18 protein-coding genes and 1 pseudogene are annotated in these 22,615 nt (G+C 56.5%); 6 read left to right on the top strand and 13 right to left on the bottom strand.

The genetic code is table 11. The annotated features are described in order from the left end of the window. Window positions 1-11: 11 nt before the first annotated feature. The 11 genes and pseudogenes from HHJ19_RS17980 to HHJ19_RS01355 all read right to left on the bottom strand — a co-directional run. A pseudogene (locus HHJ19_RS17980) lies at window positions 12-444 on the bottom strand (tripartite tricarboxylate transporter substrate-binding protein); the annotation flags it as partial. A gap of 816 nt (window positions 445-1,260) precedes the next feature. After that, window positions 1,261-2,784 carry a nitrogen regulation protein NR(I) gene (gene ntrC, locus HHJ19_RS01400; protein ID WP_296903424.1) on the bottom strand — a complete coding sequence of 508 codons (1,524 nt, stop codon included), beginning with the start codon at window positions 2,782-2,784 and terminating at the stop codon, window positions 1,261-1,263. A 47-nt stretch (window positions 2,785-2,831) separates the two neighbouring features. Beyond that, window positions 2,832-3,929: a nitrogen regulation protein NR(II) gene (glnL, locus tag HHJ19_RS01395; RefSeq protein ID WP_296903423.1), complete on the bottom strand. Its 1,098-nt coding sequence runs from the start codon at window positions 3,927-3,929 to the stop codon at window positions 2,832-2,834. 37 nt (window positions 3,930-3,966) lie between these two features. After that, complete coding sequence (locus tag HHJ19_RS01390) at window positions 3,967-4,479, bottom strand: hypothetical protein (protein ID WP_296903422.1); 513 nt, start codon at window positions 4,477-4,479, stop codon at window positions 3,967-3,969. A 197-nt stretch (window positions 4,480-4,676) separates the two neighbouring features. Beyond that, window positions 4,677-6,092: a type I glutamate--ammonia ligase gene (glnA, locus tag HHJ19_RS01385; protein WP_296903421.1), complete on the bottom strand. Its 1,416-nt coding sequence runs from the start codon at window positions 6,090-6,092 to the stop codon at window positions 4,677-4,679. 234 nt (window positions 6,093-6,326) lie between these two features. Then, a complete protein-coding gene (locus tag HHJ19_RS01380; RefSeq protein ID WP_296903419.1) occupies window positions 6,327-7,151 on the bottom strand; it encodes a molybdopterin-binding protein in 825 nt (274 codons plus the stop codon). A gap of 17 nt (window positions 7,152-7,168) precedes the next feature. Then, on the bottom strand, window positions 7,169-8,095 hold the full coding sequence (locus tag HHJ19_RS01375; protein ID WP_296903417.1) for an EI24 domain-containing protein: 927 nt from the start codon (window positions 8,093-8,095) through the stop codon (window positions 7,169-7,171). A 129-nt stretch (window positions 8,096-8,224) separates the two neighbouring features. Beyond that, entirely contained in the window at window positions 8,225-9,190 is a 966-nt protein-coding gene (locus HHJ19_RS01370; RefSeq protein WP_296903500.1) for a sterol desaturase family protein, read from the bottom strand. Between the two features lie 5 nt (window positions 9,191-9,195). Further along, complete coding sequence (locus HHJ19_RS01365) at window positions 9,196-10,074, bottom strand: polysaccharide deacetylase family protein (RefSeq protein ID WP_296903415.1); 879 nt, start codon at window positions 10,072-10,074, stop codon at window positions 9,196-9,198. Then, window positions 10,040-11,068 (bottom strand): selenium-binding protein SBP56-related protein, encoded by a 1,029-nt coding sequence (locus HHJ19_RS01360; RefSeq protein WP_296903414.1) that lies wholly within the window; start codon window positions 11,066-11,068, stop codon window positions 10,040-10,042. Before HHJ19_RS01360 ends, HHJ19_RS01365 begins: the two co-directional genes overlap by 35 nt. Window positions 11,069-11,357: 289 nt before the next feature. Further along, window positions 11,358-12,095 carry a 16S rRNA pseudouridine(516) synthase gene (locus tag HHJ19_RS01355; protein ID WP_296903498.1) on the bottom strand — a complete coding sequence of 246 codons (738 nt, stop codon included), beginning with the start codon at window positions 12,093-12,095 and terminating at the stop codon, window positions 11,358-11,360. 362 nt (window positions 12,096-12,457) lie between these two features. Here HHJ19_RS01355 and HHJ19_RS01350 point away from each other — a divergent pair, with 362 nt between their 5' ends. After that, window positions 12,458-13,204, top strand: a complete 747-nt coding sequence (locus tag HHJ19_RS01350) for a hypothetical protein (RefSeq protein WP_296903412.1) — start codon at window positions 12,458-12,460, stop codon at window positions 13,202-13,204. Between the two features lie 85 nt (window positions 13,205-13,289). On the opposite strand, the gene HHJ19_RS01345 is transcribed toward HHJ19_RS01350, so the two are convergent. Next, complete coding sequence (locus HHJ19_RS01345; protein ID WP_296903411.1) at window positions 13,290-13,451, bottom strand: hypothetical protein; 162 nt, start codon at window positions 13,449-13,451, stop codon at window positions 13,290-13,292. A gap of 362 nt (window positions 13,452-13,813) precedes the next feature. On the opposite strand from HHJ19_RS01345, the gene HHJ19_RS01340 reads away from it, so the two are divergent. The 4 genes from HHJ19_RS01340 to HHJ19_RS01320 all read left to right on the top strand — a co-directional run bounded on the left by HHJ19_RS01340 (window position 13,814) and on the right by HHJ19_RS01320 (window position 20,243). After that, window positions 13,814-15,145 carry an integrase family protein gene (locus HHJ19_RS01340; protein WP_296903409.1) on the top strand — a complete coding sequence of 444 codons (1,332 nt, stop codon included), beginning with the start codon at window positions 13,814-13,816 and terminating at the stop codon, window positions 15,143-15,145. After that, a complete protein-coding gene (locus tag HHJ19_RS01335; RefSeq protein WP_296903407.1) occupies window positions 15,142-15,555 on the top strand; it encodes a hypothetical protein in 414 nt (137 codons plus the stop codon). The genes HHJ19_RS01340 and HHJ19_RS01335 overlap by 4 nt, the downstream gene beginning before the upstream one ends. A gap of 437 nt (window positions 15,556-15,992) precedes the next feature. After that, entirely contained in the window at window positions 15,993-18,329 is a 2,337-nt protein-coding gene (locus HHJ19_RS01325; protein WP_296903404.1) for a VapE domain-containing protein, read from the top strand. 1,101 nt (window positions 18,330-19,430) lie between these two features. Next, complete coding sequence (locus HHJ19_RS01320; protein WP_296903403.1) at window positions 19,431-20,243, top strand: hypothetical protein; 813 nt, start codon at window positions 19,431-19,433, stop codon at window positions 20,241-20,243. 237 nt (window positions 20,244-20,480) lie between these two features. On the opposite strand, the gene HHJ19_RS01315 is transcribed toward HHJ19_RS01320, so the two are convergent. Beyond that, on the bottom strand, window positions 20,481-21,515 hold the full coding sequence (locus HHJ19_RS01315) for a TauD/TfdA family dioxygenase (RefSeq protein ID WP_296903401.1): 1,035 nt from the start codon (window positions 21,513-21,515) through the stop codon (window positions 20,481-20,483). An 89-nt stretch (window positions 21,516-21,604) separates the two neighbouring features. Between HHJ19_RS01315 and HHJ19_RS01310 the strand changes: the two genes are divergently transcribed. Continuing rightward, entirely contained in the window at window positions 21,605-22,609 is a 1,005-nt protein-coding gene (locus tag HHJ19_RS01310; RefSeq protein ID WP_296903400.1) for a hypothetical protein, read from the top strand. Window positions 22,610-22,615: the final 6 nt, after the last annotated feature.

The raw sequence follows: 22,615 nt of genomic DNA, 5'->3' as shown, positions 1-22,615 counted from the left end.
GCTTTTTCGAACGCGTCGTGCAAACGCCCCACCCATTCAGGCTTCATGACGCGCGGTGCATAAAGTCCGAACCAGGTCACTGAAGAGAAACCTGGAAGACCGTCTCGGCAACGGTCGGCAGTTCGGGCGCCAGGGCGGAACGCTTGGCTCCGGTGACGGCCAGTGCGCGCAGGCGACCGCTCTTGACATGCGGCATACCCGACGCAATGGCATCGATCAGCACTTGCACCGAGCCGGCAATCACGTCCGGAATCGCCAGTGCCGTACCTTTGTAGGGCACATCGGTGATGAAAACGCCAGCTGGGCCTTGAAGGCTTCGATCGTCAGATGCACGATGGTTCCGTTGCCGCTGCCGGCGTAGTTAAGTTGACCGGGGTGTTTTTTGGCATAGTCTATCAACTCAGCCACCATTTTCACCGGCAGCGACGGTGTCACCAGCAGCACACTCGCGGCGTCGGCCAGATGCGCAATCGGCGTGAAATCCTTGATGGAGTCGTAAGGCAAGGGAAAAAGGCACCACAAGCCGTACCGGTCTCTCGGGCCAGGCCTGCGCCTGGCTGACCGCAGATGCGCCGACCAGCAAGGCAGAACCCAGCATGCGGAGGCAATTGAACAAAAAACGCATGTGAATTTCCTTGATGGATGGGGCCAGCGATATCCCCGAAGTTGCCAAAAAGGTCAGGTTTGGAGGCATCATATGAAGACTTTAGCCTTATCACAACCAGAGATTTTGCAACGTTTCCTTGCCAAAACAGCAAACCAGAACGGGCGGACATATGCAACTGCCTGTTGATGATTTGTCAAAGTCGAACGGGCAACAATGTGGCGTCAAAGCACCAGACCCCCACCGCCTAGCACTGGCCGGACAGGCGTTGCTCGAGATGGTCAAGGAACAACAGCACGGCATGCGGCAGACTTCGGCCGGCCAGCGTCCGTACCTCAATGTCGCGGCAACTGTAAACAATGTGGTTTTTCGATGGCTCGCGTGCACTAGCCCATTGCTGACGCGCCGACGAGTGGCTGTACTTTCAGGCGCCGATTGACCGTCGCCGGGTCAGCTAAGCACTCATGCCAAGCGGCTTCAAAGCTGCGTTATCGACGAACTTCCGCGCAAAAACGGGCTGGCTTAATGACGCACTGCAGTGATGGTGGAACCCGTTTACAGGCCCGACGATCGGGTCAGACCGTTGACCAACAGAACTTTCTTGCTATACAAATAGCAGCATAGTGGGCCGGTCGCAGGTGTGCTGCAACCCTGCGTCATTCAAGATTTAACTCCTGGATCTTGCGCGTGATGGTGTTGCGCCCAATCCCAAGCTTGTGTGCCGCCTCAATGCGGCGGCCGTGCGTATTGGCCAGTGCGGTCTGGATCAGCCGGGATTCAAAGCGCCGCGTCAGCACATCCCATACATCGCTGCGCCCAGAGGCTAGCAAAGCTAGAGCCTCGGCTTCCAGCCCAATCTCCCACACGGCCAGGGTTTGCCCGCCAACACCGCGGTCCAGGCCGGCAGGCGCCTCGGGCATGTGCGCAGACGGCAGCTGTTCTGCTGTCCTTGCGGCTTCGGGCTTGGCAATCTCCGTTGCTTCGAACCGCGCTGGGGTCTGACTGTCCAGAGGCGCAGCGCTCAACACTTCAGGCGGCAGGTCTTTGGGCTCAATCACCTGGGCGGGTGCCATTACAGTCAGCCAGTGACAGATATTTTCAAGCTGACGCACATTGCCGGGAAACGCGAAATGACTCAGCCGCTGCAAGGCGGCGTCTGAAATACGTTTGGGCTCCACGCCCAACTGGCTGGCACTTTGCTGCAAAAAATGCCGCGTCAGCATAAAAACATCCTCGCGCCGCTCGCGCAGGGCCGGCAGGCGCAGGCGAATCACGTTGAGGCGGTGAAACAGGTCTTCCCGAAAGCTGCCTTCCTTGACGCGCTGCTCCAGGTCCTGGTGGGTGGCTGCTATCACGCGCACGTTGGCCTTGACCGAGTTGTGACCGCCCACGCGATAAAAGTGGCCGTCGCTGAGTACCCTGAGCAGCCGGGTCTGAAGGTCAAACGGCATGTCACCGATTTCATCGAGAAAAAGAGTTCCGCCATCGGCCTGCTCAAAACGACCGCGCCGCAGTGTCTGCGCGCCAGTGAAGGCACCGCGCTCGTGGCCGAACAACTCGCTTTCCAGAAGATCTTTCGGGATGGCTGCCGTATTGATGGCAATGAACGGCCCGTTAGCGCGTGGTGAATGTTTGTGCAGTGCGCGCGCCACCAGTTCCTTGCCCGAGCCTGATTCGCCGGTGATCATCACCGTCACCATACTCTGGCTAAGGCGGCCTATGGCGCGAAAAACGTCCTGCATCGCTGGTGCCTGGCCCAGCATTTCAGGCGCTGCGGCCATGCGCTCTTCGGCTACCTCCTCGCGCTGGCTTTCTTCGACAGCGCGGCGAATGAGCTCGACCGCCCTGGGCAGGTCAAACGGCTTGGGCAGGTATTCGAAGGCGCCGCCTTGAAAGGCCGACACGGCGCTGTCAAGGTCGGAGAACGCGGTCATGATGATCACCGGCAGGCCGGGCAACTTCAACTTGACTTTTTCGAGCAGGTCCAGGCCGGAGCCGCCAGGCATACGGATGTCGCTGACGAGAATTTGCGGCCCGTCTTCTTCGGTGGCACTTTCGAGCGCGGCCAGCACTTCACGCGGGTTGGTGAAACTGCGCGTCGGCAGGTTCTCGCGGAGCAAGGCCTTTTCCAGAACAAACCTGATGGACTGGTCATCGTCAACAATCCAGATCGGCTTCATGTTCTTGTCCTTTAGTACTAACGTTTAACTGAAAAAAAGGACAGATTTCAGGGCAGAGGAATCAGCAACTTGAAATCTGTGCGGCCAGGGACGCTGTCGCACTCAATCAAACCGTGGTGTTGCTGGACAAAAGTTTGCGCCAATGTCAGGCCCAACCCCGAACCGCCGTCACGCCCTGACACCAGGGGATAGAAAATTCGGTCTTTGATGGAGTCCGGCACGCCCGGTCCATTGTCAATCACATGCAATTCCAGTGCCAGGCGATAGCGCTGCTTGCCAAAAGTGACCTGGCGTGCGATCCGCGTCCTGAAAGTAATCTGCGCATCGCCCGCCGCAGTGCGCTCGGCCAGTACCTGGGCAGCGTTGTGGGCAATGTTGAGCACGGCCTGAATCAGCTGTTCCCGGTCACCCCGGAATTCGGGAATCGAGGTGTCGTAGTCCCGCGTGACCCGAAGTCCCTTGGGGAACTCCGCCAGAATCAGCGAACGCACCCGCTCGCACACCTCGTGGATATTCACATCGCCCACAAGATGGGGGCGACGGTGCGGCGCAAGCAGGCGATCAACCAGGGTCTGCAGGCGGTCCGCCTCATGGATAATAACTTGGGTATATTCGGTCAGATCCTTGCTGATGTCCATCTGCAGCAACTGCGCCGCGCCACGGATGCCGCCCAACGGGTTCTTGATTTCATGCGCCAGGTTGCGAATCAACTCCTTGTTGGCCTGGGCCTGATCCATCAGGCGCTCTTCACGATCCTGCTTGGCCTGCTGCTCCAGTGGCAACAGCTCCACAATCGCCTCGCCCGGCGTATCGGTTTGCGCCACCACCACATGCACCGGCAAGGGCTCGTGGTTCAGGCGTCTGAGCCAGGCGTCATAACGCAAGGCGGCAAATTCATTGCTGCCAGCCCCCTCCAAGGCGTGTTTGAGGATCAGGGGTTCGGTAAAACAGTCGGGTAGCTGCGAGCCTTCGATGGTGCGTCGCGAAGTCCCCAGCGCGTCTTCCAGCGCTGCATTGGCAAACACCACGCAACCATCCGTCTGAACCACTGCCACCAGCGTGGCCAGCAGGTCAAAGGCCTGAAAACGCAGGGAACCGGTTTTCGGAGGAGCTGATGAAGCTGTAGGAATGTGAGCCTTGTTCAACGCCTGTATTCTGGCGTAGACGGGTTGGAAGCCGCGCTCAATTTGCGGTGGGCAGCCGGGAAATTTCGCGTTTAAGACCTGCTATATCGCTTTGGTTGCGCGCGATGCTGTCTTTGAGATCAGCCACACGGTCAAGGTAACGCTGGTAATTGCGCCCCTCTATGCCCTGTTTTTCAGGCTCTCCGTTGTTGTACTCTTTTTGCTGATCGGCAAGTTTGGCTTCGACCTTTTTCAGCTCCGATTCAAGGATGCTGCGCGAGTCGCTGTCGCGCACACGTTGTTCCGGACCACTTTCGGTGCGAGGGCTGCTTGAACCAGCATTTGGCGCCACGCGCGGCGGCACTTTTGCCACGGGCGAGCCTTGCACCACCGTAACGTTGCCGCCAGAAACCAGCTTGCAATTGCGACTCTGGGCGTCCTTGGCGTTGTTGATGTATTCAGGCGCTCCACCAGCCACGCCGGCACAACGGTAAATCTGTTGCGCCGAAGCCGCACCACCGGCACAAGCCAGCAACAGGGAAGTAAGGGATAAGAATAAACGGTGTTTCATAGTCAACTGCCAGCCTGTAGGCTGCCTTCAGTGCCTTATCGGGGTCGGGGTGGTGCTCGAGTATGCGGCAAAGCGGCAAAAATACAAAATCGGCGCGGCCATAACTTTGTTTCCCATAAAAAAAGGACGGCCGGCGCCGTCCTTTCTTACAGCCGGCCAATTCAAAAAATGATCAGCCGGGAAACGAAAATCAACTTTTACAGGGAGTAATACATCTCGAACTCGATCGGGTGCGTCGCCTGGCGCAAACGCGTCACTTCACCCATTTTGAGCTCGATGTAAGCGTCGAGCATGCTGTCGGTGAAAACGCCGCCCTTGGTCAGGAAGCCACGGTCCTCATTGAGGCAATCCAGCGCCTGGTCCAGGCTGTGGCAGACGGTTGGAATCAGCGCATTTTCCTCGGGCGGCAGGTGGTAGAGGTCCTTGGTGGCGGCTTCGCCTGGATGGATCTTGTTTTCCACGCCATCCAGACCGGCCATCATCAGGGCCGCAAAGCCGAGGTAGGGATTCATCAGTGGATCAGGGAAACGCGCTTCAATGCGGCGACCCTTGGGGTTGGCCACATACGGAATACGAATGGAAGCCGAGCGGTTTTTGGCCGAATATGCCAGCTTGACAGGCGCTTCGTAACCAGGAACCAGACGCTTGTAGCTGTTGGTTCCCGGGTTGGTGATGGCGTTCAGCGCTCGCGCGTGCTTGATGATGCCACCGACGTAATAAAGCGCGAAGTCCGACAAACCGGCATAGCCATCGCCGGCAAATAGGTTTTTGCCGTCTTTCCAGATCGACTGGTGCACATGCATGCCGGAGCCGTTGTCGCCGACGATTGGCTTGGGCATGAAGGTGGCGGTCTTGCCGTAGGCATTGGCCACGTTATGCACCACGTACTTCATGAGCTGGGTCCAGTCGGCGCGCTCGACCAGCGTGCTGAATTTGGTGCCAATCTCGTTCTGGCCCGGGCCAGCAACTTCATGGTGGAATACTTCGACTGGAATACCCAGGGACTCGAGAATCAGCGACATCTCGGCGCGCATGTCCTGCGTGCTGTCCACTGGTGGAACGGGGAAATAGCCACCCTTGACGGTCGGACGATGGCCGCGGTTGCCACCTTCGAGCTTGGTGCCGGAATTCCAGGGCGCTTCGTACTCGTCAATCTTGAAGAAGGTGCCCGACATGTCGGTATTCCAGCGCACGTCGTCAAAAATGAAGAACTCTGGTTCTGGTCCGAAGTAGGCGGTGTCGCCCAGGCCGGACGCCTTGAGGTAGGCTTCAGCGCGCTTGGCGATGGAGCGTGGATCACGATCATAGGCCTTGCCGTCGCTGGGCTCGACCACGTCGCAGCTCAGGAGCAACGTCGTTTCTTCAAAGAAAGGGTCGATGTTGGCCGTGTTGGGGTCAGGCATCAACTGCATGTCCGAGGCCTCGATGCCCTTCCAGCCGGCAATGGATGATCCATCGAACGCATGGCCCGAGGCGAACTTGTCTTCAGTGAAATGAGACACAGGCACGGTCACGTGCTGCTCTTTACCCCGGGTGTCCGTGAAGCGGAAGTCAACAAACTTGACTTCGTTTTCCTTGACCATTGTCATGACGTCTGCGACGGTCTTTGCCATCAGAATCTCCTGTGCTGGGTGGGTGGTTGAAAAATCTCTATTCAGGCTTGATGAATGCACTTTCTGTGCCAAAGACAGGCGCTATTCAGTTTTTGACCAAGCCCCTGATTGTGCCGTGATTGTGTCGCTGGCCGATCGCTCTCCGACTTTTTGCTGATGCTAAATTTCGAAATAGCCGAAAATTGACGCACCACAAACGTGCAACATGGCCGCGCACCCGTAAAGTGCGTTTGATCAGCGCACCAATTCAGGGCCAAGCTTCAGCTTGAGCCCCTTCAATCCTGACAACAATTCAACATAGGCGGGGTTGACCGCTTCGGGTGTGCCTTTAACTCCAAGTTCAATATGGCGGCCGAATTCGGGGTGGTCCACACTGGGCAGGCTGAAGACTTTCACGCCCGCATGAGCAGCTTCAATCGCAAGCATGAGCGGCGTCAATGTGGCTTCCATCGCACCGGGTACGATCACCGATTTTTCAAGGTAAGCTGACTTTTGGTGCAGGAAAGCATAACGCTGATCCAGCACCCACTCCATCATCGGCCAGGCCATCACGGGAAAACCGGGCAAGAAATGTACCGCGCCCTTCCCCGCTTGGCAGCTGAAGCCCGGAATCTTGTTGTACGGATTAGGAATAATCGCGGCACCGACTGGAAATACCCCCATGTTCAGACGATGGATGTTGTCATGGCGGTCAGGCTCAAAGGCAACACCCTGCTCCTTGGCGGTATCGCGCATGCGGTCTTCTATAAGCAATTTGGCCTCGGGATGCAGCGCCAGCTCAAGCCCCTGGGCTCGGGCCGCGCACTGCCGGGTGTGGTCGTCCGGCGTGGCACCAATGCCGCCCGTGGAGAACACGACATCGCCCGATTCGCGCGCAGCGGCAAAAACACGTGCCAGCGTGGCGGTAATGCGTCCCGGATCGTCACCCACGTACTCGGCATAGGTTAGTTGCAAACCACGTTCAGCCAGCAGTTCTATGGTTTTGGGCAGGTGTTTGTCGACCCGTTTGCCAGAGAGAATTTCGTCGCCGATGATGACGAGTCCGAAGTGTGTGGTCATGTCGGGAAGGTGTTGATTCAGGACGGTGAGCCGGAGCGTCCGCCCAGCGAGCCAATGCGGCGCAACGGCTCGGGCAAGGATTCGGAAACCGGTGGGCTTACTATTAATTTTGTAGCAACATGTGCCGATAAATACTGGACGTCAGCGCTATTTTTTTTGCGAAGCTGCTCCAGTGCCGCCAAAGTGTAATGGGCAAACCAGAGCGATGAAAAGGCAAACACCAAAGTGTAAATCCAGATTGCAATGGGCACCAGAAGAGGCGCCATGGCAACAAACATGGCGCCTGATGCCCACAGCAGACTGGGCGCGGCCCCGAGATAACCGCTCAAGACGCCGATACTCAGCAAAGGAAGCCTGTTCTCCCTGAAAATCTGGCGCCGTTCATCGCTGCTGGCGTGCTCCACCATGGCATCGTAGGACATGACCCGGTAGGTCAGCCAGCCCCAGATCAGCGGCGGCAGAAGCAAGATCAGTGGCGGTATCAGCCACAGAGGAATCGACACCAGTAATGCAATGGCGGCCAGCACAGTCGAGCCGAGCGACCAAGCCACGCTGGTTAGAAAGGAACCGCCTTTTTTGCGCTCCAGTTGCGGAAAGCGCCGATCGGCCACCAACGCCACCATAGCGGGTGTCATGAACATCGCCACAAAGAGCAGCGTGGTGATGACGATCACGGGAATCGCCAGAAACAGCAGCAGCGCGGGCGCCAGTACCAGATGGAGATTGCTCAACCCCAAGCCCTCCAGCCAGCGGATCATGGTGTTGACCAGCTCGTAGCTTTCAAGGTTACTGCGCACCGCCCCAAGCGCGCTTTCCCAAAAGAAATAGCCGAGGCCGAGGAACAGGACGCCCATGATGACGACCGGCAGCACCGACAGCGCAATGACGCGTGGGTGCAAGCAGTACATCACAGCCCTCCAGAAAGAATCGAGAAGCTTACTCATAGGAACAAGGATAACGCCAATGTCCGGCCGACTGCTGGACAAGGCATTTTCCCGCCGGTCCGCTCCCGGGAAAAAAATGGTCCCTGGGCCCAGGGAGTGACCCGAATTGAAGAGCCATGGAGCCAAATTTCATGCACGTCCAAACAGTCGCTTCATCCCCAGCCACTGCTGGGACCAGAAACCACGGCCGTAATCGCGCTTGTTTTCGATCTGATCGCGTATGCCGGTGGCGTCATAGCGCTGTTCGAAATTGGCCGTGCCAAAAAGAATATCCCAGCACGGCAGCAGTACGCCAAAGTTGTGGCCCCCCAGTGTTGCCGGACCTTTGCTTTCATGCCCGATGCCAATGCTGTGATGCAGCCGGTGAAAGCGCGGGCTGACCCAGAGCCGCTCGCCCAGCCGGCCAAACCAGACCCGTACATTGGCGTGCTGGAAGCTCTCGCTGAGCTGGGTCAGGGCGACGATGACGATGAATTGCCCTGGTGGCACGCCAATGAGTTGGGCCACCACCACGATGATGCTATCGATCAGAATGCTGTCAAGCAGGTGATTGCGGTTGTCGCTCCACATCGTCATTTGCCGCTGCGAATGGTGCAGTGAATGCAGCTGCCACCACCACGCCAGCTGGTGCTGCCCGCGGTGCGCCCAGTAGGCAAGGAAGTCAAACATCACCAGGTAAATCACGAAACTGACCAACGCGCTGTCAGTCACCCCGGGCCACAGCTGGTCAAGGTGAAAGGTGCCAAAGCCAGCGGTGCGCAACGCGCCGAAAGCTTCGTCAAACCAGGGTTGCACGCTGAAGAACAGGGCAAGACGGAACAGCCCCAGCCGGTGAATCAGCGTGTAAAGAATATCCACGCGTATGCTCGCGCGGTCATTCGGCGAATCCATTACCTCGATTGGCCGCCAACGCTGCAAGGGGCCTACCACGGCCAACAGAACGATGATCTGAATCATGCCCACCAGAAACCAGGCGGTGGCCGCATACGCGTCCTCCAGGAAGTTGCCGATGCCCAGAACAAACATGACGGGCTCTACCAGCCCTTCAAACAGCCACGCCTGCACCCGTGAAAAAGTATTGGCCAACCAGTCCATCATGTCTATCTTGCCGGCTGAAGCGTAGTCAAGCCAGGCTGCGCTTCAATCCACGTCTTGTATTGGGGGTGTTCGCGCAGGGTTTTAAAACAGAAACCACGCGACTGCAAACCGGTAATCAGGGGCTCCAGCACCGCCGGCGCCCAAGGGTCCTTGCGTGACCAGATGCCGATGTGCGCCAGCAAAATATCACCGGGCTGGATACTTTTCAATGCCTTTTTCAGGAGCGTGTCGTTGGGATATTGGTCGCTGGGCAATTCATCGCCCAGAAAGCCCGCAGGCGACCAGCCCACATGGTCATAACCGCAGGCCTTGGCCGCGGCCAACAATTGCGGCGAAGTTTTGCCGCCTGGCGCGCGGAAAAGCGGCAGTGGTTTTTTACCCGTAATTTCCTGCAGCCGTGTGCTGGCATGGCCGATTTCTTCGCAGTATTGCCGCGCGGTCCAGGTCAGGTCTCTGCCCTCAAAAGGCCCTGCCGAGGGACGCATCCGGAATTGCGTTGCCTTCCCGGGCGCTCCCGGCACATCGGCGCGCCAATAGGTGTGATCGTAGGTGTGGGAGGCAAACTCGTGGCCCTCCGCAGCGCGTGCCTTCCACCAGCTGGCCCAGTACGCGCCCAGACTGCCGTCGCCAGTTTTGGTACGCTCATTGGCGGCAAAAAAGGTAACCTTGGCCTGATGCCGGTTCAGTATTTCGGCCACCATGGGCGCCACTTCCATGTGGCCGGTGTCCAGCGTCAGGTAAACCGGCTTGCAGGCTGCAGTTTGCGTGATTTTATTGTCGAAATAGCCTGTAGCCCTAGAAGAATCTATACAAGCAGCTATTACAAAAATAGCAAGTGAGGCCGGTTTAACGCGGCGCGTGATCCAGCGTCCAGACGCCATGAGGACTCCTCCCAACGTTGACCTGGCGCACCACCTTTCGGGTGGCAACGTCAATAATCGTAAGCCTGCGAATCCAGCGCGAGGTCACCAGAATCTGCTTGCCGTCGCGGCTCACGTCCATGCAGTCAGGCCCGCCGGGCGCCGGGTAGTTATCCACCACCTCCAGCGTCTGCAGATCAATTCTGCTGATGGTGTTGGCGACACGGTTACTCACCAGCAGATGCCGTTTGTCGCCGAAGGCGCGGAACGCATGGGCGCCGGCCGCGGTCTTGATGACCTTGACGCGCTTGGGCTCCTTGCCCGCCACGTCATAAACCTCGACCGCGTCGCTACCCGTAAGAGCCACCAGCATGAATTTGTCGTCCGCCGTACCGAACACGTCGGCCGGCATGGGACCGGTTTTGATGCGCCACTTCACGGCCTGCTGGGCCAGATCGACCGCAATCAACTCGTCGCTGTCCTGCATGGTGGAATAAATCGTGCTGCTTTTGCTATCAATCCACAAATGGCTGGGCGTTTTGCCTGTGGACACCCGCTTGGCCAAGGTCATCTCGCTGCCGTCCCAGCGGTAAATGTCAATGTGGTTCAGCCGATTCGCAGCCGTTACAAACCATTTCATGTCGGGAGAAAACCGCAACTGATAGGGATCAAGCACACCGCGCACTGTGCGCTGCACTTCGGCGGTTTTCGGGTCAATGAAGGTCAGCGAATCTGACAGTGCATTGGCCACGATCACCGACTTTTCGTCGGGTGTGAAGTAGAGGTGATGCGGCTGCTTGCCAGTGTCGATTCGCTTGATTTCAGACCAGTTCACCGGATTGATGACGCTGACACTATTATCTAACGAGTTGAGCACAAACACCGGAGTCATAGTCGCGGTAACTTGAACGCCGGAAACAGGCAATGGCGTCGCCAGTTGCGCCAGCAAAGGCAAGCTTATCAGGCCGGTAACAGCGCACAGGCCGGCGGCCAAAAAACGGGGGAAAACATTCACAAAAAAGAATCTTTCAAGGGTCGGTCGACTAGTGTATGCGTGCCGCGACGCCCAACCGACGGGCAAACTAACAAACGCGCCCTGCTTCTGCGCGCTTGGTAAATAATTTATCTGCGACAACAGTACACATCTGCCTTGAAGAAAAAACTTTTGCTATTTTTTTTATAGCAGTAGGTGACGAATATACCTGGACAGCAGACCATTTTCCATTATTTTAGGAAACTGACAGCCCGGCACAGCGCTCCTGGCGCATATTCTGTGTCTCTTCGCATAAGTGACGCCGACTAGGTCACGCCGTAAGCGGACGTGCGGTGGAAATAGCGACCATATCCTGCACCGTCAACCAGCGCCATTCACCCGGCCTGAGGTCAGCCGGTAGGGCCAGCCCGCCGATGCGCGAACGGTGCAGTGCATCCACCCGGTTTCCCACAGCGGCAATCATGCGCTTGACCTGATGGTACTTGCCTTCAGTCAGTGTCAAGCTGAGCTGCAACTCTCCGGTCTGCGCGCAGGCAGCAGCCCGGACCGGCTTCGGGTCATCGTCCAGCACCACGCCCGCAAGCAGCTTTTGAAGCTGTTTGTCGTCCACCGCATGCTTGGCTGTCACGTCATAGACTTTAGGCACATGATGCTTGGGTGAGCTCATGCGGTGAATGAACTTGCCGTCGTCCGACAGCAGCAACAGGCCCGTCGTATCCTGATCGAGTCGCCCCACCGCCTGTACGCCGGCCGCCGCGCCGCCACCGCGCTGACGAATCGGTGCAGGCAACAGGGTGTAGATGCTGGGGTAAGTGCTGGGCTTTTGCGAGCATTCGTAGCCAGCCGGCTTGTAAAGCATCAAATACGCTTTCTCATGGTATTGCCACGCTACATCCTGCACAGTGAAATGCAGGTTATCAGCCACGAATTCTGCGGCGGGCTCGGTGCACACAACACCTGCCACGGCCACAAACCCTTGCTGAACCAGACCCGAACAGATGCGCCGCGTGCCAAAACCTTGAGAGAAAAGAATTTCCTGCAATTTCATATGTGTGTTCGCCATCGTCTTATTGTCGCCGGGCCGTCCACGCCCCACCACTTGCCTGCAGACCGGCGTGTGGACTTGTTTAACAGTGCCGAACAAGCAACACTTGTCACTTATTTTTACATCCCCCTTACAACCCAATCATCATGTTCGGGCTTGGGTGATGACAAACGCATTGCAAGGCCCCCACCGCCACTATCTTTTTCCGTCCACTTGCTGGCGTCGTGGCGTACAGCGGAGCTGTCACCTGTCTGGCTCGCCGGTTTAAAACAAGTCTGCAAGAATCGAAACTTTGTCGATTAAGCCCACCGCAATATGCTGGCCCTGGTTTACATTAAGTAACAGTATGAATATGGGAGTGCTTCATGAACTCATCTTCAGCGTGGGTGTTCACCGTTTTGGCTGCAACCGTTGGGTTGATCGGCGGCTTTCTCGCTTTTGCGTGGCGGGCGAAAGTGCTGGCCCGCAGGCGCAAGCGCATTCCCAAGCGCTGGCCGCTTCATTCCCGCGTGATAGCCAATACCGAGGAGTGCAAGGTATGGGTGTGGCTAAGCAAGGTTTTTTATGATCACCACATCATGATCAAAATTCCCGTGACGCGCTTCACACTTCCCCGCTCAAGGGAAAGTGGTGCCCACTGGTATCAACTGCTCAGCGGTGTATATTGCACCTTCAATATCTGCGCGGCGGATGGTCGTGTGGTGGGTTGCGTGGATGTTCCCCGGGCACACGGCATATCAAGAAGCAACCGGCAACTCAAACTCACGCTACTGTCGCAGTGCGGCATTGCTTACTGCGTAGTCAATTCCCACAACCTGCCTACGATGGAAGAAATTCGCATCGAGTTTTTGGGGGAAATGCCGCAGGTAGCCGGAGACTCGGAAAGTGATGGCGCCACCATAGCTGCGGCGCGTGAAAAACTGCACACAGCCATCAACCTGCAGCGCAACAACCGCGCCAACGAGCTGGGCGCGCTTGCTCAGGACAATGCGCCAGAGTCGGTCAACAGTCCGGAAAGTCAGCATTTTGAAAGTGACTTTGGCGCGGGCGCCTGGCAGCTTAACAACTCTTTTGTGGCGCCACTGGACAGCCGGGCTGCACACCTGCCTTAAGCGAAATACCGGATCCGGGTCTTCCAGCAAGTTATCGAGCACATATCCAATCTATTGTTGATGGAGTGCTCAATCGTTCGTTCGTTCAGCGCAGGCGATCAACGGTGTAGAAAGAACTTGCGGCATTCATTGCATTTCTTGGAAAAACAACCGTGAGCCTTGTAACTACTTTGACGGTTCCTGCCTGAATTGAACTACGGACCTTATTCGGAGCGTAAAACTTGCCGCAAATAATCAGGCTCTTCACGTTGGGTTTTTCTTTTATTTTTCTTTTATTTAGTGCTGGCGCTGTATTTAATCAAGTTACCTAGAGATCGCCTACAAGGTCATCAAATGGAAAAGCCCGCTATTGAACTGATAGCAGGCTTTTTTCACTAAACTTGGGGTGGCTGATGGGGCTCGAACCCACGACAACAGGAATCACAATCCTAACTTTTTAATATTTTTCACTGTTGATTGATGTAGGTATAATTGTTTTAAATCAACGTGTTAGACCAACTATAGCGAACATTTCCCGGTTTGAATGTTGATTGAAATAGGTCAATATTCAGCAAATTGTCTTACATCCGCCCTTACATCCTGGCGATGTAAGGGCGCAAAGGGTTAGACATGGCAAAGATTGCATTCACCGCTGGCCGGGTTGCCGCGTTCAAATGTCTGACTGATAAGCCTCAGATTTTTCTGTGGGACGTGACAGCGCCGGGGCTGGGGCTTAGAGCAACGCCGGCCGGGAAACCTGCCTATGTGTTTCAAGGAGAGTTCAAGCAAAAAAGCATCCGTATCACCATAGGTTCCACCTCTGCTTGGAGCATTCCTCAAGCTCAAGAAAAGACCCGAGAGCTTCAACGCCTGATAGATGAGGGTAAAGACCCCCGCGACCTAAAGCGCGATGCTGTAGTAGCGACGACAACTAAGCAGGCCGCAGCCGCCGCCAAAGTGGAAGCCGACAAGGTATCAGCCCTGACCGTAGGCGAGGTTTGGGCCACATACATTGAAGAGCGCCGACAGTTTTGGGGTGACCTGCACTTCCGCGACCATATGGACAAGGCCAAAGCTGGGGGACTGCCATCTGGCCGTCGTGGAGGCGGCAAGCATCTGACAAAGCCGGGGCCGCTGGCTGGCCTGATGCCGCTACGACTAAAAGACCTTGATCAAGCCACAATCGAACGCTGGGCTGCTATTGAAGGCAAAGCCCGTCCATCATCTGCCCGGCTTGCATGGCGACTGCTGACCGTATTCTTGACGTGGTGCGGTGAACAGCCTGCGTACGCTGGACTGCTGCCTGCAAAAAACCCAGCCAAAACCAAGAAAGCCCGCGAAGCGCTGGGCAAGGCCGGGACTAAATCAGACGTTCTCCAGCGTGGGCAATTGACCGCATGGTTTGCCGTCGTGCAACAGATACAGAACCCGGTAATTGCCGCCTGCCTGCAAATGATGTTGCTCACTGGCGCGAGGCCCGGGGAAGTTTTGGCGCTGCGCTGGAAGGATGTGAACACCCAATGGAAGGGAATCAGCATCCGGGACAAGGTAGACGGAACCCGCGAGATACCTGCAACGCCATACATGCTGCTCCTACTGTCTGCCCTGCCCCGCCGCAATGAATGGGTGTTTCCAAGCCACACGAGCGCAACCGGCTGCCTCACTGAGCCAAACAACCCACACACCCGCGCGTGCAAGGCTGCTGGCCTTGAAGGGCTGACTTTGCACGGCCTTCGCCGTTCCTTCAAGAGCCTGACCGAGTGGCTTGAAGTTCCCGTTGGCGTGGTGGCACAAATTCAAGGGCACAAACCCAGCGCCACTGCCGAGAAGCATTACACCGTGCGTCCGCTGGAACTGCTTCGGGTTCACCACGAAAAGATTGAAGCCTGGATTCTGGAACAGGCTGGGATTGTGTTCGATGCCAACGCACTAGCCGGTGCGATTCGCGTGGTGGCAGCATGATCGATGATGAAGAAGTTGTAAAAGCCTTGGACGCGCTTTGGCACCAAGACCGTCAAGCCGACCACACACCGAACCGCAATGTAGTAGAGACAGTACTGCAGCGTGTGGCGGACGGCGGGACGGACACCGATGACATGCTGTTCATGCGAGAACTTGCACGGTGCCTACTGGCAGCGGGAGGCAAAACTGCCCCCACTGCACGCCGGGCTGATGCGGTTTTAAGGGCAGCGGGTCTAAGTGGAAAGTACGAGCATCACCGTGCATTTGCAGAAGTTGCCACAGTACTTCAAGGTTTTGAGGGTTACACAAAAGCCGGTGCAATCCATACGGCACGTATCGACGGGTCACTGCATGATGCAGTTGATGACAATACAGCGCGTAAGCGGATAGACCGCCTATCTAAAAAGTAGTGCATGGGTTGTGCGCTTCAGTCTTTCTATAGACACACCGGACATTTGGGGTATCAATCAGCACGGGCAAAAAGGAAACTCGCTTTCATCAACACGAATGGGAGCCTCTGAATGACAAACGCAATTACGCAGTTTCCAACTCTGGAATCTGTTACCCGTCCAACAGTGGACACTGCCGCCGCTGCTTATTACCTGAACCGCCGTCCGCAAACTTTACGCTGCTGGGCTGTCTATCAGGATGGCGCTGTGAATCCCATCCGTATTTCTGGCCGACTTGCCTGGCCCGTCGCTGATATCAAGCGTGTGCTGGGCGTGGCCTAACTGCGCGTGCAGCGCGACGAAACGACGACGCTGCCTAGCGCCGTTCGCATACCCAAAAGAAAAGCCTTCAGGCGCTGCGACCTAAGGGCTGTAAGAACAAAACACAGGAAACTACCGTGACTCCACTCACTGAAGCAGCGTCTGCCGACGAAAACACGAACTCGACAGACGATAAAGGGAATTTATTGAATAGTCGGGAGACTTTCTCGAAAAAGCATAAACGTGAATTACTGCGGGCCCTTACCGAGCGCGCCCGACAGGATCGATGTGCGTGTAAAGATCATGGCGCTATCCCGAAATGGGCCGATTACCCGCTTACGGAAAAGCATATCGACGCGCATCTCGACGGTCGCAGGGGTTGCGGTATTGGGCTAATGTCGCCCGGCCAGTCCACCACGAAGATTGCACTTCTGGACCTGGACAGCCACAACGGCGAAACCACATTCGATGACATGCTGCTAACCGCCGAACGGCTCTGCGCTGGCCTGAAGAATACGTGTTTGCGCCCTACCGCATTCCGATCGTCCGGTGGCGCAGGTATTCATCTTTGGATGATATGGGACACGCTGCAGGACGCGTACAGCGTTCGGCGCACATTGGTCACGGTACTTGCTATTGAAGGGTTCAGCGAAGGCACAGGCGGCATAGCTGCTGGCCAAGTTGAGATTTTCCCCAAGCAAGAACGCTTAAATGCTTCTGGCCCTGGGAGCAATGGGAACATGGCAATCTTGCCATTTTGGAACAAAAGCGAGCCGCTGGTAGACGAATTCGACCTATGCCTGGCAGCCGCGATTCCTGAGTCAGCACCGCGCATGGCCTGGCAGGTGTCGGATGGCGTCCCGCAATTGGCACAACCAGTCCATGAACTTGAGATGGCCGAACTCGCACCACCTGACCCTATCGAAAAAATCGCACGAGCGTTGGCGGCCGTGGCGCCACTGGCAACCGAACTAAGCACCACAAGCGCCGCAACAAATTACGATACATGGCGCAATTTGCTGTTTGCCACACATGAGGCCAGTGGAGGCGATGAAGAAGCTTTCGACCTTTTCAAAGAATGGGAAGGCCAGAACCCCGTAAACGCCGGTAGGCGCCCCACTCGGGCGACGTGGGATAGATGCCGAGACAACAAGGAAGGAAAACGCATAACGCGCGGCACGCTGTACGACATGGCGTACAAATTGAATCCTGAATGGAACGCACCGACAGCAGACGGTTTGCCCGACAACCTGCCTGCACCTAACGAGACAGAAGCCTGGCCTGCATTCCAACGCAATACGACTACGGGCGATATCAAGGCGTCAAAAGACAACATCCTTCAAGCACTCAGCCGTCCAGATATATGCGGTTATCAATTACGGCATGACGAGTTCAGAGATGAAACGATGCTCGCTGAAAACGGCACCGAGGGTTGGAGATCACTCAAGGACACAGACTACACAGAGTTGTGCCTTCGCCTGGAGCGTGGCAGATTTCAGAGCATCAGCAAGGAATTAATCCGCGATGTTGTCGCGTATGTCGCCGAAGCGAATTCGTTTGACTCTGCTCAGCATTGGCTTGACAGGGCGCAGTGGGACGGAAAACCGAGGATTGAACGGTTCCTACAGACCTATTTCTGCGTAGCCGACACCCCGTACGCGTGCGCTGTGGGCCTGTACTTCTGGACCGCGGCGGCGGGGCGTGTGCTGCAGCCCGGGATCAAGTGCGACATGGTGCCTATTGCCGTTGGAGCGCAGGGTATGCGGAAGTCGTCGGCGGTGGCTGCGCTGGTGCCAGCACCTGATTTTTACACCGCGATTGACCTTAGCAGCCGAGACGACGATCTGGCCCGCATCATGCGCGGGAAATTGATTATCGAGCTCGACGAATTAAAGGGGCTCAGTTCGCGAGATGCCGAATACATCAAATCCTTCATCACCCGATCACATGAGGAATGGACACCCAAATATAAGGAATGGACCGTGCGATACAGGCGCAGGAACATGTTCTTTGGCACAACCAATAAAGATGATTTTCTGGCCGATGAAACCGGCAACCGTAGATGGCTACCGTTTCAATGTGGGATGTGTGACCCCGACGCTATCGCGCGCGACAGAGATCAATTATGGGCAGAAGCGCGGGAACAATTTAAAGCACATGGCGTGCTTCACCAACAAGCAGAACGCCTGGCAGAAGACGAGCACGCGACCTTTGCCGAGCATGATGAGTGGGATAACGTCATCCATAAATGGCTTCGCGAACCCGACTTTGCAGGAAACCGCACGCCGTTTGAGCGCGAGTTTTTGACTGCGGGAGAGGTGCTGAGGGAGGCATTGTGCTTGCCCAATTCGCAAATAGCGAAACAACAACTGGCAAGGGTCAAAAAGTCGCTTATACGACAAGGTTATACCTATGTGAACAAGCGGGTCCACGGTGTGAAAAAGCGCGGCTTCTTGCCGCCTTCACTTTTCTGACGGATAGGTGGAACACATGGAACGCAAGCGGACCACTTCTGTCGGTTCCATCCAAAGCCCCTATCCATGCGGGTTCTGGCGGGGTAGAACACATGGAACACTTCTTTTATTAAAACTAATTGAAGTAGTTAAAAAAAACCACAAGGGACAGCCTGGGGCAAAAGGTAAAGGTAGGAAAACTACCATTCCATGTGTTCCAGTGTTCCACCCCCGCCGCTATATTGGATGCCAAGGCCAGCAGGCCTGGTGCTGCACAACTAGGAGTCGATCATGAATGAAGAAGAACGCGCAGAGTTCTACAAACGGTTCGGCATTACCCGGGTGACCACACCCACGCTCTGGACCCACCTGCCCGTTGACGAACTCCAGCGCTTGTGGCAACGCCTGATGCGGAAGGATCGAGCAGGACGTGCCAATCGCTCACCAGCGCCCCCCCCACTCCGCTGTACCGAGATATCCCGGAGTAGCCACGCCCATGCTGGTGCATGGATGCTGACCTTATCACGTACACGACCCAGCCAGCACATGCTCACGCTGGCCGCACACCCACGCTGACCAAGTCGTGCGTCCGCTTTTGTGTTTTCCTGCGGGTTGCAAAGCCGACGGGGACCCTAGGGGCTCGGAACGAGCATGCGGGGGCAAAGAGGCGCAACCATCGCAAGTTTCAAAAATCTCAAACCTGATTAGTTCAGACCTTACATTTTTTCGGTTCCGTACAGCGCGCAACCCTGCCCCATACCGGGTCACATAGGGTAGTAACTGTGCGCATTGAAGGTGAAGTCAGCCTAAGCACCCGTATCTGCTTTGAAGGAGGCGAAATTGTGCCGCAGTCATTGAATCACTAGTCGGCCTCATTATCTGGATATGCAAATCGATCACTCTCAAATTCCAGCCAGCGGGCTACTTCGCCTGGCTGCTGCCGCCCGCATGGCTGGCCTCACTGCCGAAAGCTTTCGAGCAGCCCTGTCCACGGGCCAGATTCCCTTTCGGTCAATCCACATAGGGAATTTGACGTTCATTCGAATATCAGAGCTTCAGGCTTGGCTAAGCTCTGGATCAGCTGCCGATTCACGCGACCTTTTCTAATTAAGGATTTCACCCATGAAAAATTCACAGCACCCAACTATCCAGGCAGAAATCGTCACTCTCCAACAACAGATCAAGCACTTGGACCTGCCCGGAAGCATTAAGCGTGAAGGCCGCACCGCTGCCCAAGTTGATACTTTTAAGGCAGTAAATTATCCGATTCAAGCATTGGGCGCTGCAGAGCGGCAGCTGTTAGCGCTGAACTCCGAGCAGCAACAGGCCCGGCAGCACCGTATCGACGCCGAGCGGGAAATAGCTTGCGTCACCCGTGACATCGACCACCTCAACCGCATGTTGAACGCAGATGTCCGAGCATCACAGGCACAAACAGCAATTGCAGAATTGGCACCGCTGGCCGACGCTGCCCAAAACGCCGTAGGCATCGCCCAATCAATACATGCCGAAATCGAAATTCTGGTGGCCACGGAAGCGCTGGCGCTCGACAGGGCTAAAAGTGATGCGGCCAGTGCAGTGCTATCGCAGATAAAGGCTGGCAAGGCGGGCACGCTGCCGTCTGTCAGCCGTGACCGACTGGACGCGCTGACCCTGGCGCAAGAGGCAGCTGCGGCTGAACTGCTGGATGCGCAGGAAGCCCTTGCCGAATGCGCGTTAAAGCTCGCTGATGCAAAGCATGAGCAAGCAGAAGCTGCAGCCGACCTTACAGGGCGAGCGCTGCACCTGGCATCGCACGAATTTGCGTCTGCCTGGCACCACCACCAAACTACCGCCGATGCGTGCGGCCGACAATTCGACGAGCCTGACGTAAACATCATGGTGCGCCAACTGGCGTGTGCCGAAGCGGCCGTGGCTGAACAGGATGCGGGGTAAGCATGACCGCTAGCCGCAACAGCCGAGACGTAAAGCTAAAACTCAGCGTAGTAACCGACGGTGCCGAAAGAGTCGGCGCCCTGTCCCATGAAATTGACAATCTCGACCATGCCCGCAAAGATGCCGCGTCAGCATTTGACCGCCTCAATGCCGAGCTTGAGGCTCTGCAAACCAAAACCAGCGAGTTCAAGAAAAACGGAAGCCGTGGCCGTACAGATGCATCATTAACGCGTCCAGTTAAGGGAAAAGCACGTGAGGAGGCTGATCTCCGAGGTGTCGCCGGCTGTCATCCAGCTCCGACGTATCCAACGCGTAGGTCCGCAGCAGCCATCTAGAATGCCCGCCGATATCGTCACCCACCTCGCCGCGACCGTGCAGGCAACGCCGATTGCTGACGAGCAGGACGTCACCGGGCTCGATAGCCACGGGCTTGGCGACTTCGCCGCAGGCCTTCGCAAAATTCTCAGCAGCCGTCTCTGCCGCCCCGCCAGACTCAGTCGAGAAAACATTGGAGTGGCTGAAACGAACAATTGTGCCGAAGGCCGCGTCCTTGAGGACCGGCTCATCAATGGCCGTGTGCACATCCCCCAGGATGTCGCTCATACCTTCTAGGAAAGTGGTTTGCGACCCGATGGAAAACTGCCCCTGCTTCAATTCGTGGACGTCCTCAGGCGACAGCTTGTCTAAGGCCTCGTCGAGCACCATCACCGTCGTCGGCACGGCCCTCGGATTTCGCAGCCCGACCAAAGTCACCAGGTCCGGCGAAGGTGCGATTCGCGAGTTTGAAGCGTCTGTTTCCCCGTTGAACGGAAAGCTCACCGCATCCGTGTGCCCGCGCAGCCCTCCCTGCGACTTGCGCGCATACTTACCCTTGCCCGGAATCGCCGTCAGGCTGACGAACAATTCACCGCTATTCTCTGACCCATATGACACGGTCTCCATGCCAAGGAATCCATGCGCAGCAGTCGCCGCAGCACGTCCCATTTGAGTGCCACCAGCGTCCGGAACCGGAGTGAACCATTCTGGCGTTTCAGGCAATTCACCGGGTTCGAACACTCCGGCAAGCAGAACGAAGGGCGCCGCGATGACTTCCTGACGAATCGCCATCGGGTCCTCGCCCGCGCTTTCCAGAGCTTCCTCGACAGCCTTGCCCAGGATGTCAGCGAGCTCACCGGGGCAAGCCAGGGCGTATGTTCGTTGGTCAAAGGTGGTAGCCTTTTCCCAAGCTGTGGCAGCGGCCCTGATGGCCGCTGCCAGCTTCGGTGCAGTCATAAAATCTCCGCGGGATTGATACATTCTTGATATTTGTCTATACTAGTGTTAAGGGGCTCGCGTACGCCCCGCAGTCATGGAAGGCGCAAATGCAAACCACACTCGACCCGGTTGCCCTTGATCAAGGGCAAGTGCTCTTGTCTCGGCTCCCAGACACATTCTCTAACATTCTTCGAACGGCCCAACTGGAGCCACAGGCTGAAGGAGGTGTAGCTGTCTCCTACGAAATTGCTGGCGTTGGGAAGCGTCAGGTGTCGGCCACTTCTCCCAACGAAGCGATTCGGCAGGCGCTCGTTGACCTTGCCTCCTTTCTCACGTCCACCGCCGAGCTAAGAGCAACTGTTCGAATGAACGCCAGCGAAACCAATCCTCCCTCGTCCGAGCGCTCTTTGTCCAAGACAAGGCAGCAGACTCTCGGGGCTACATTGCCTTTGAGCCTCAAGAAGCATCTCAATTCGATAGCGTCCTCAGAAGCGACGAGCTTTGCAGATGTGTGCCGACGATTCGTTGTTTTTGGATTTGAAGACTTCGTTGCAAGGTCGCTCTATGCGAGCTCGACTTCGCTATTCGAAACGCTTCGTCAAGAACTACATGAGTGGCACGATTCGAATACTGAGCAGGTAATGATTCGTTTGGACCCAGGCCATGCTGTTCGCTTCCGGTCAACTGCCAAGGAGTATGAGAAGTCAGTCTCCGAGCTAGCCGTGCTATGCGCAGCCCACGGACTTGCTATGCAGAAGCTGCTGGCCGCTCTCGAGCCAAGGGTCTCCAGTTGCAAGGGCGCCGCGATACGCAATCTGGTTTCGAAGCTTGAACTTCAGCCTGTTGCCACCCCTCTTGTCTCGAGCATCCTTGTCGGAAATGTACGAGCTCCGAGGAAGTTGCTCTCCAGACTTGCGGGGGCCTTTGAGGCTCCTGAGTCTCTGCTGTCGACATTATTCCGAGGCAGTTTTGACCGCAGATTGGTGCCTGCGTTTAAGGCGAAAGCTGGAAAGCCAATGCTCTCGACAGCACCCACAACTTGGACCGCCGCAGTGAAGTCGCTAAATCTGCCTGCTGATGACGCCAAGGCTCTTCTTGACTTCGGAGTCTGAGACGCA

Source organism: Polaromonas sp. (assembly GCF_012927415.1).
GTDB lineage: Bacteria > Pseudomonadota > Gammaproteobacteria > Burkholderiales > Burkholderiaceae_C > Polaromonas.
This window is presented reverse-complemented; position numbering and strand designations above follow the sequence as displayed.

Excerpts from the sequence above, each read along its gene's own strand:
- ntrC (WP_296903424.1), bottom strand. The coding sequence starts at position 2,784 with ATGAAGCCGATCTGGATTGTTGACGATGACCAGTCCATCAGGTTTGTT.
- HHJ19_RS01390 (WP_296903422.1), bottom strand. The coding sequence starts at position 4,479 with ATGAAACACCGTTTATTCTTATCCCTTACTTCCCTGTTGCTGGCTTGT.
- glnA (WP_296903421.1), bottom strand. The coding sequence starts at position 6,092 with ATGGCAAAGACCGTCGCAGACGTCATGACAATGGTCAAGGAAAACGAA.
- HHJ19_RS01380 (WP_296903419.1), bottom strand. The coding sequence starts at position 7,151 with ATGACCACACACTTCGGACTCGTCATCATCGGCGACGAAATTCTCTCT.
- HHJ19_RS01375 (WP_296903417.1), bottom strand. The coding sequence starts at position 8,095 with ATGAGTAAGCTTCTCGATTCTTTCTGGAGGGCTGTGATGTACTGCTTG.
- HHJ19_RS01370 (WP_296903500.1), bottom strand. The coding sequence starts at position 9,190 with ATGGACTGGTTGGCCAATACTTTTTCACGGGTGCAGGCGTGGCTGTTT.
- HHJ19_RS01365 (WP_296903415.1), bottom strand. The coding sequence starts at position 10,074 with ATGGCGTCTGGACGCTGGATCACGCGCCGCGTTAAACCGGCCTCACTT.
- HHJ19_RS01355 (WP_296903498.1), bottom strand. The coding sequence starts at position 12,095 with ATGAAATTGCAGGAAATTCTTTTCTCTCAAGGTTTTGGCACGCGGCGC.
- HHJ19_RS01350 (WP_296903412.1), top strand. The coding sequence starts at position 12,458 with ATGAACTCATCTTCAGCGTGGGTGTTCACCGTTTTGGCTGCAACCGTT.
- HHJ19_RS01340 (WP_296903409.1), top strand. The coding sequence starts at position 13,814 with ATGGCAAAGATTGCATTCACCGCTGGCCGGGTTGCCGCGTTCAAATGT.
- HHJ19_RS01335 (WP_296903407.1), top strand. The coding sequence starts at position 15,142 with ATGATCGATGATGAAGAAGTTGTAAAAGCCTTGGACGCGCTTTGGCAC.
- HHJ19_RS01320 (WP_296903403.1), top strand. The coding sequence starts at position 19,431 with ATGAAAAATTCACAGCACCCAACTATCCAGGCAGAAATCGTCACTCTC.
- HHJ19_RS01315 (WP_296903401.1), bottom strand. The coding sequence starts at position 21,515 with ATGACTGCACCGAAGCTGGCAGCGGCCATCAGGGCCGCTGCCACAGCT.
- HHJ19_RS01310 (WP_296903400.1), top strand. The coding sequence starts at position 21,605 with ATGCAAACCACACTCGACCCGGTTGCCCTTGATCAAGGGCAAGTGCTC.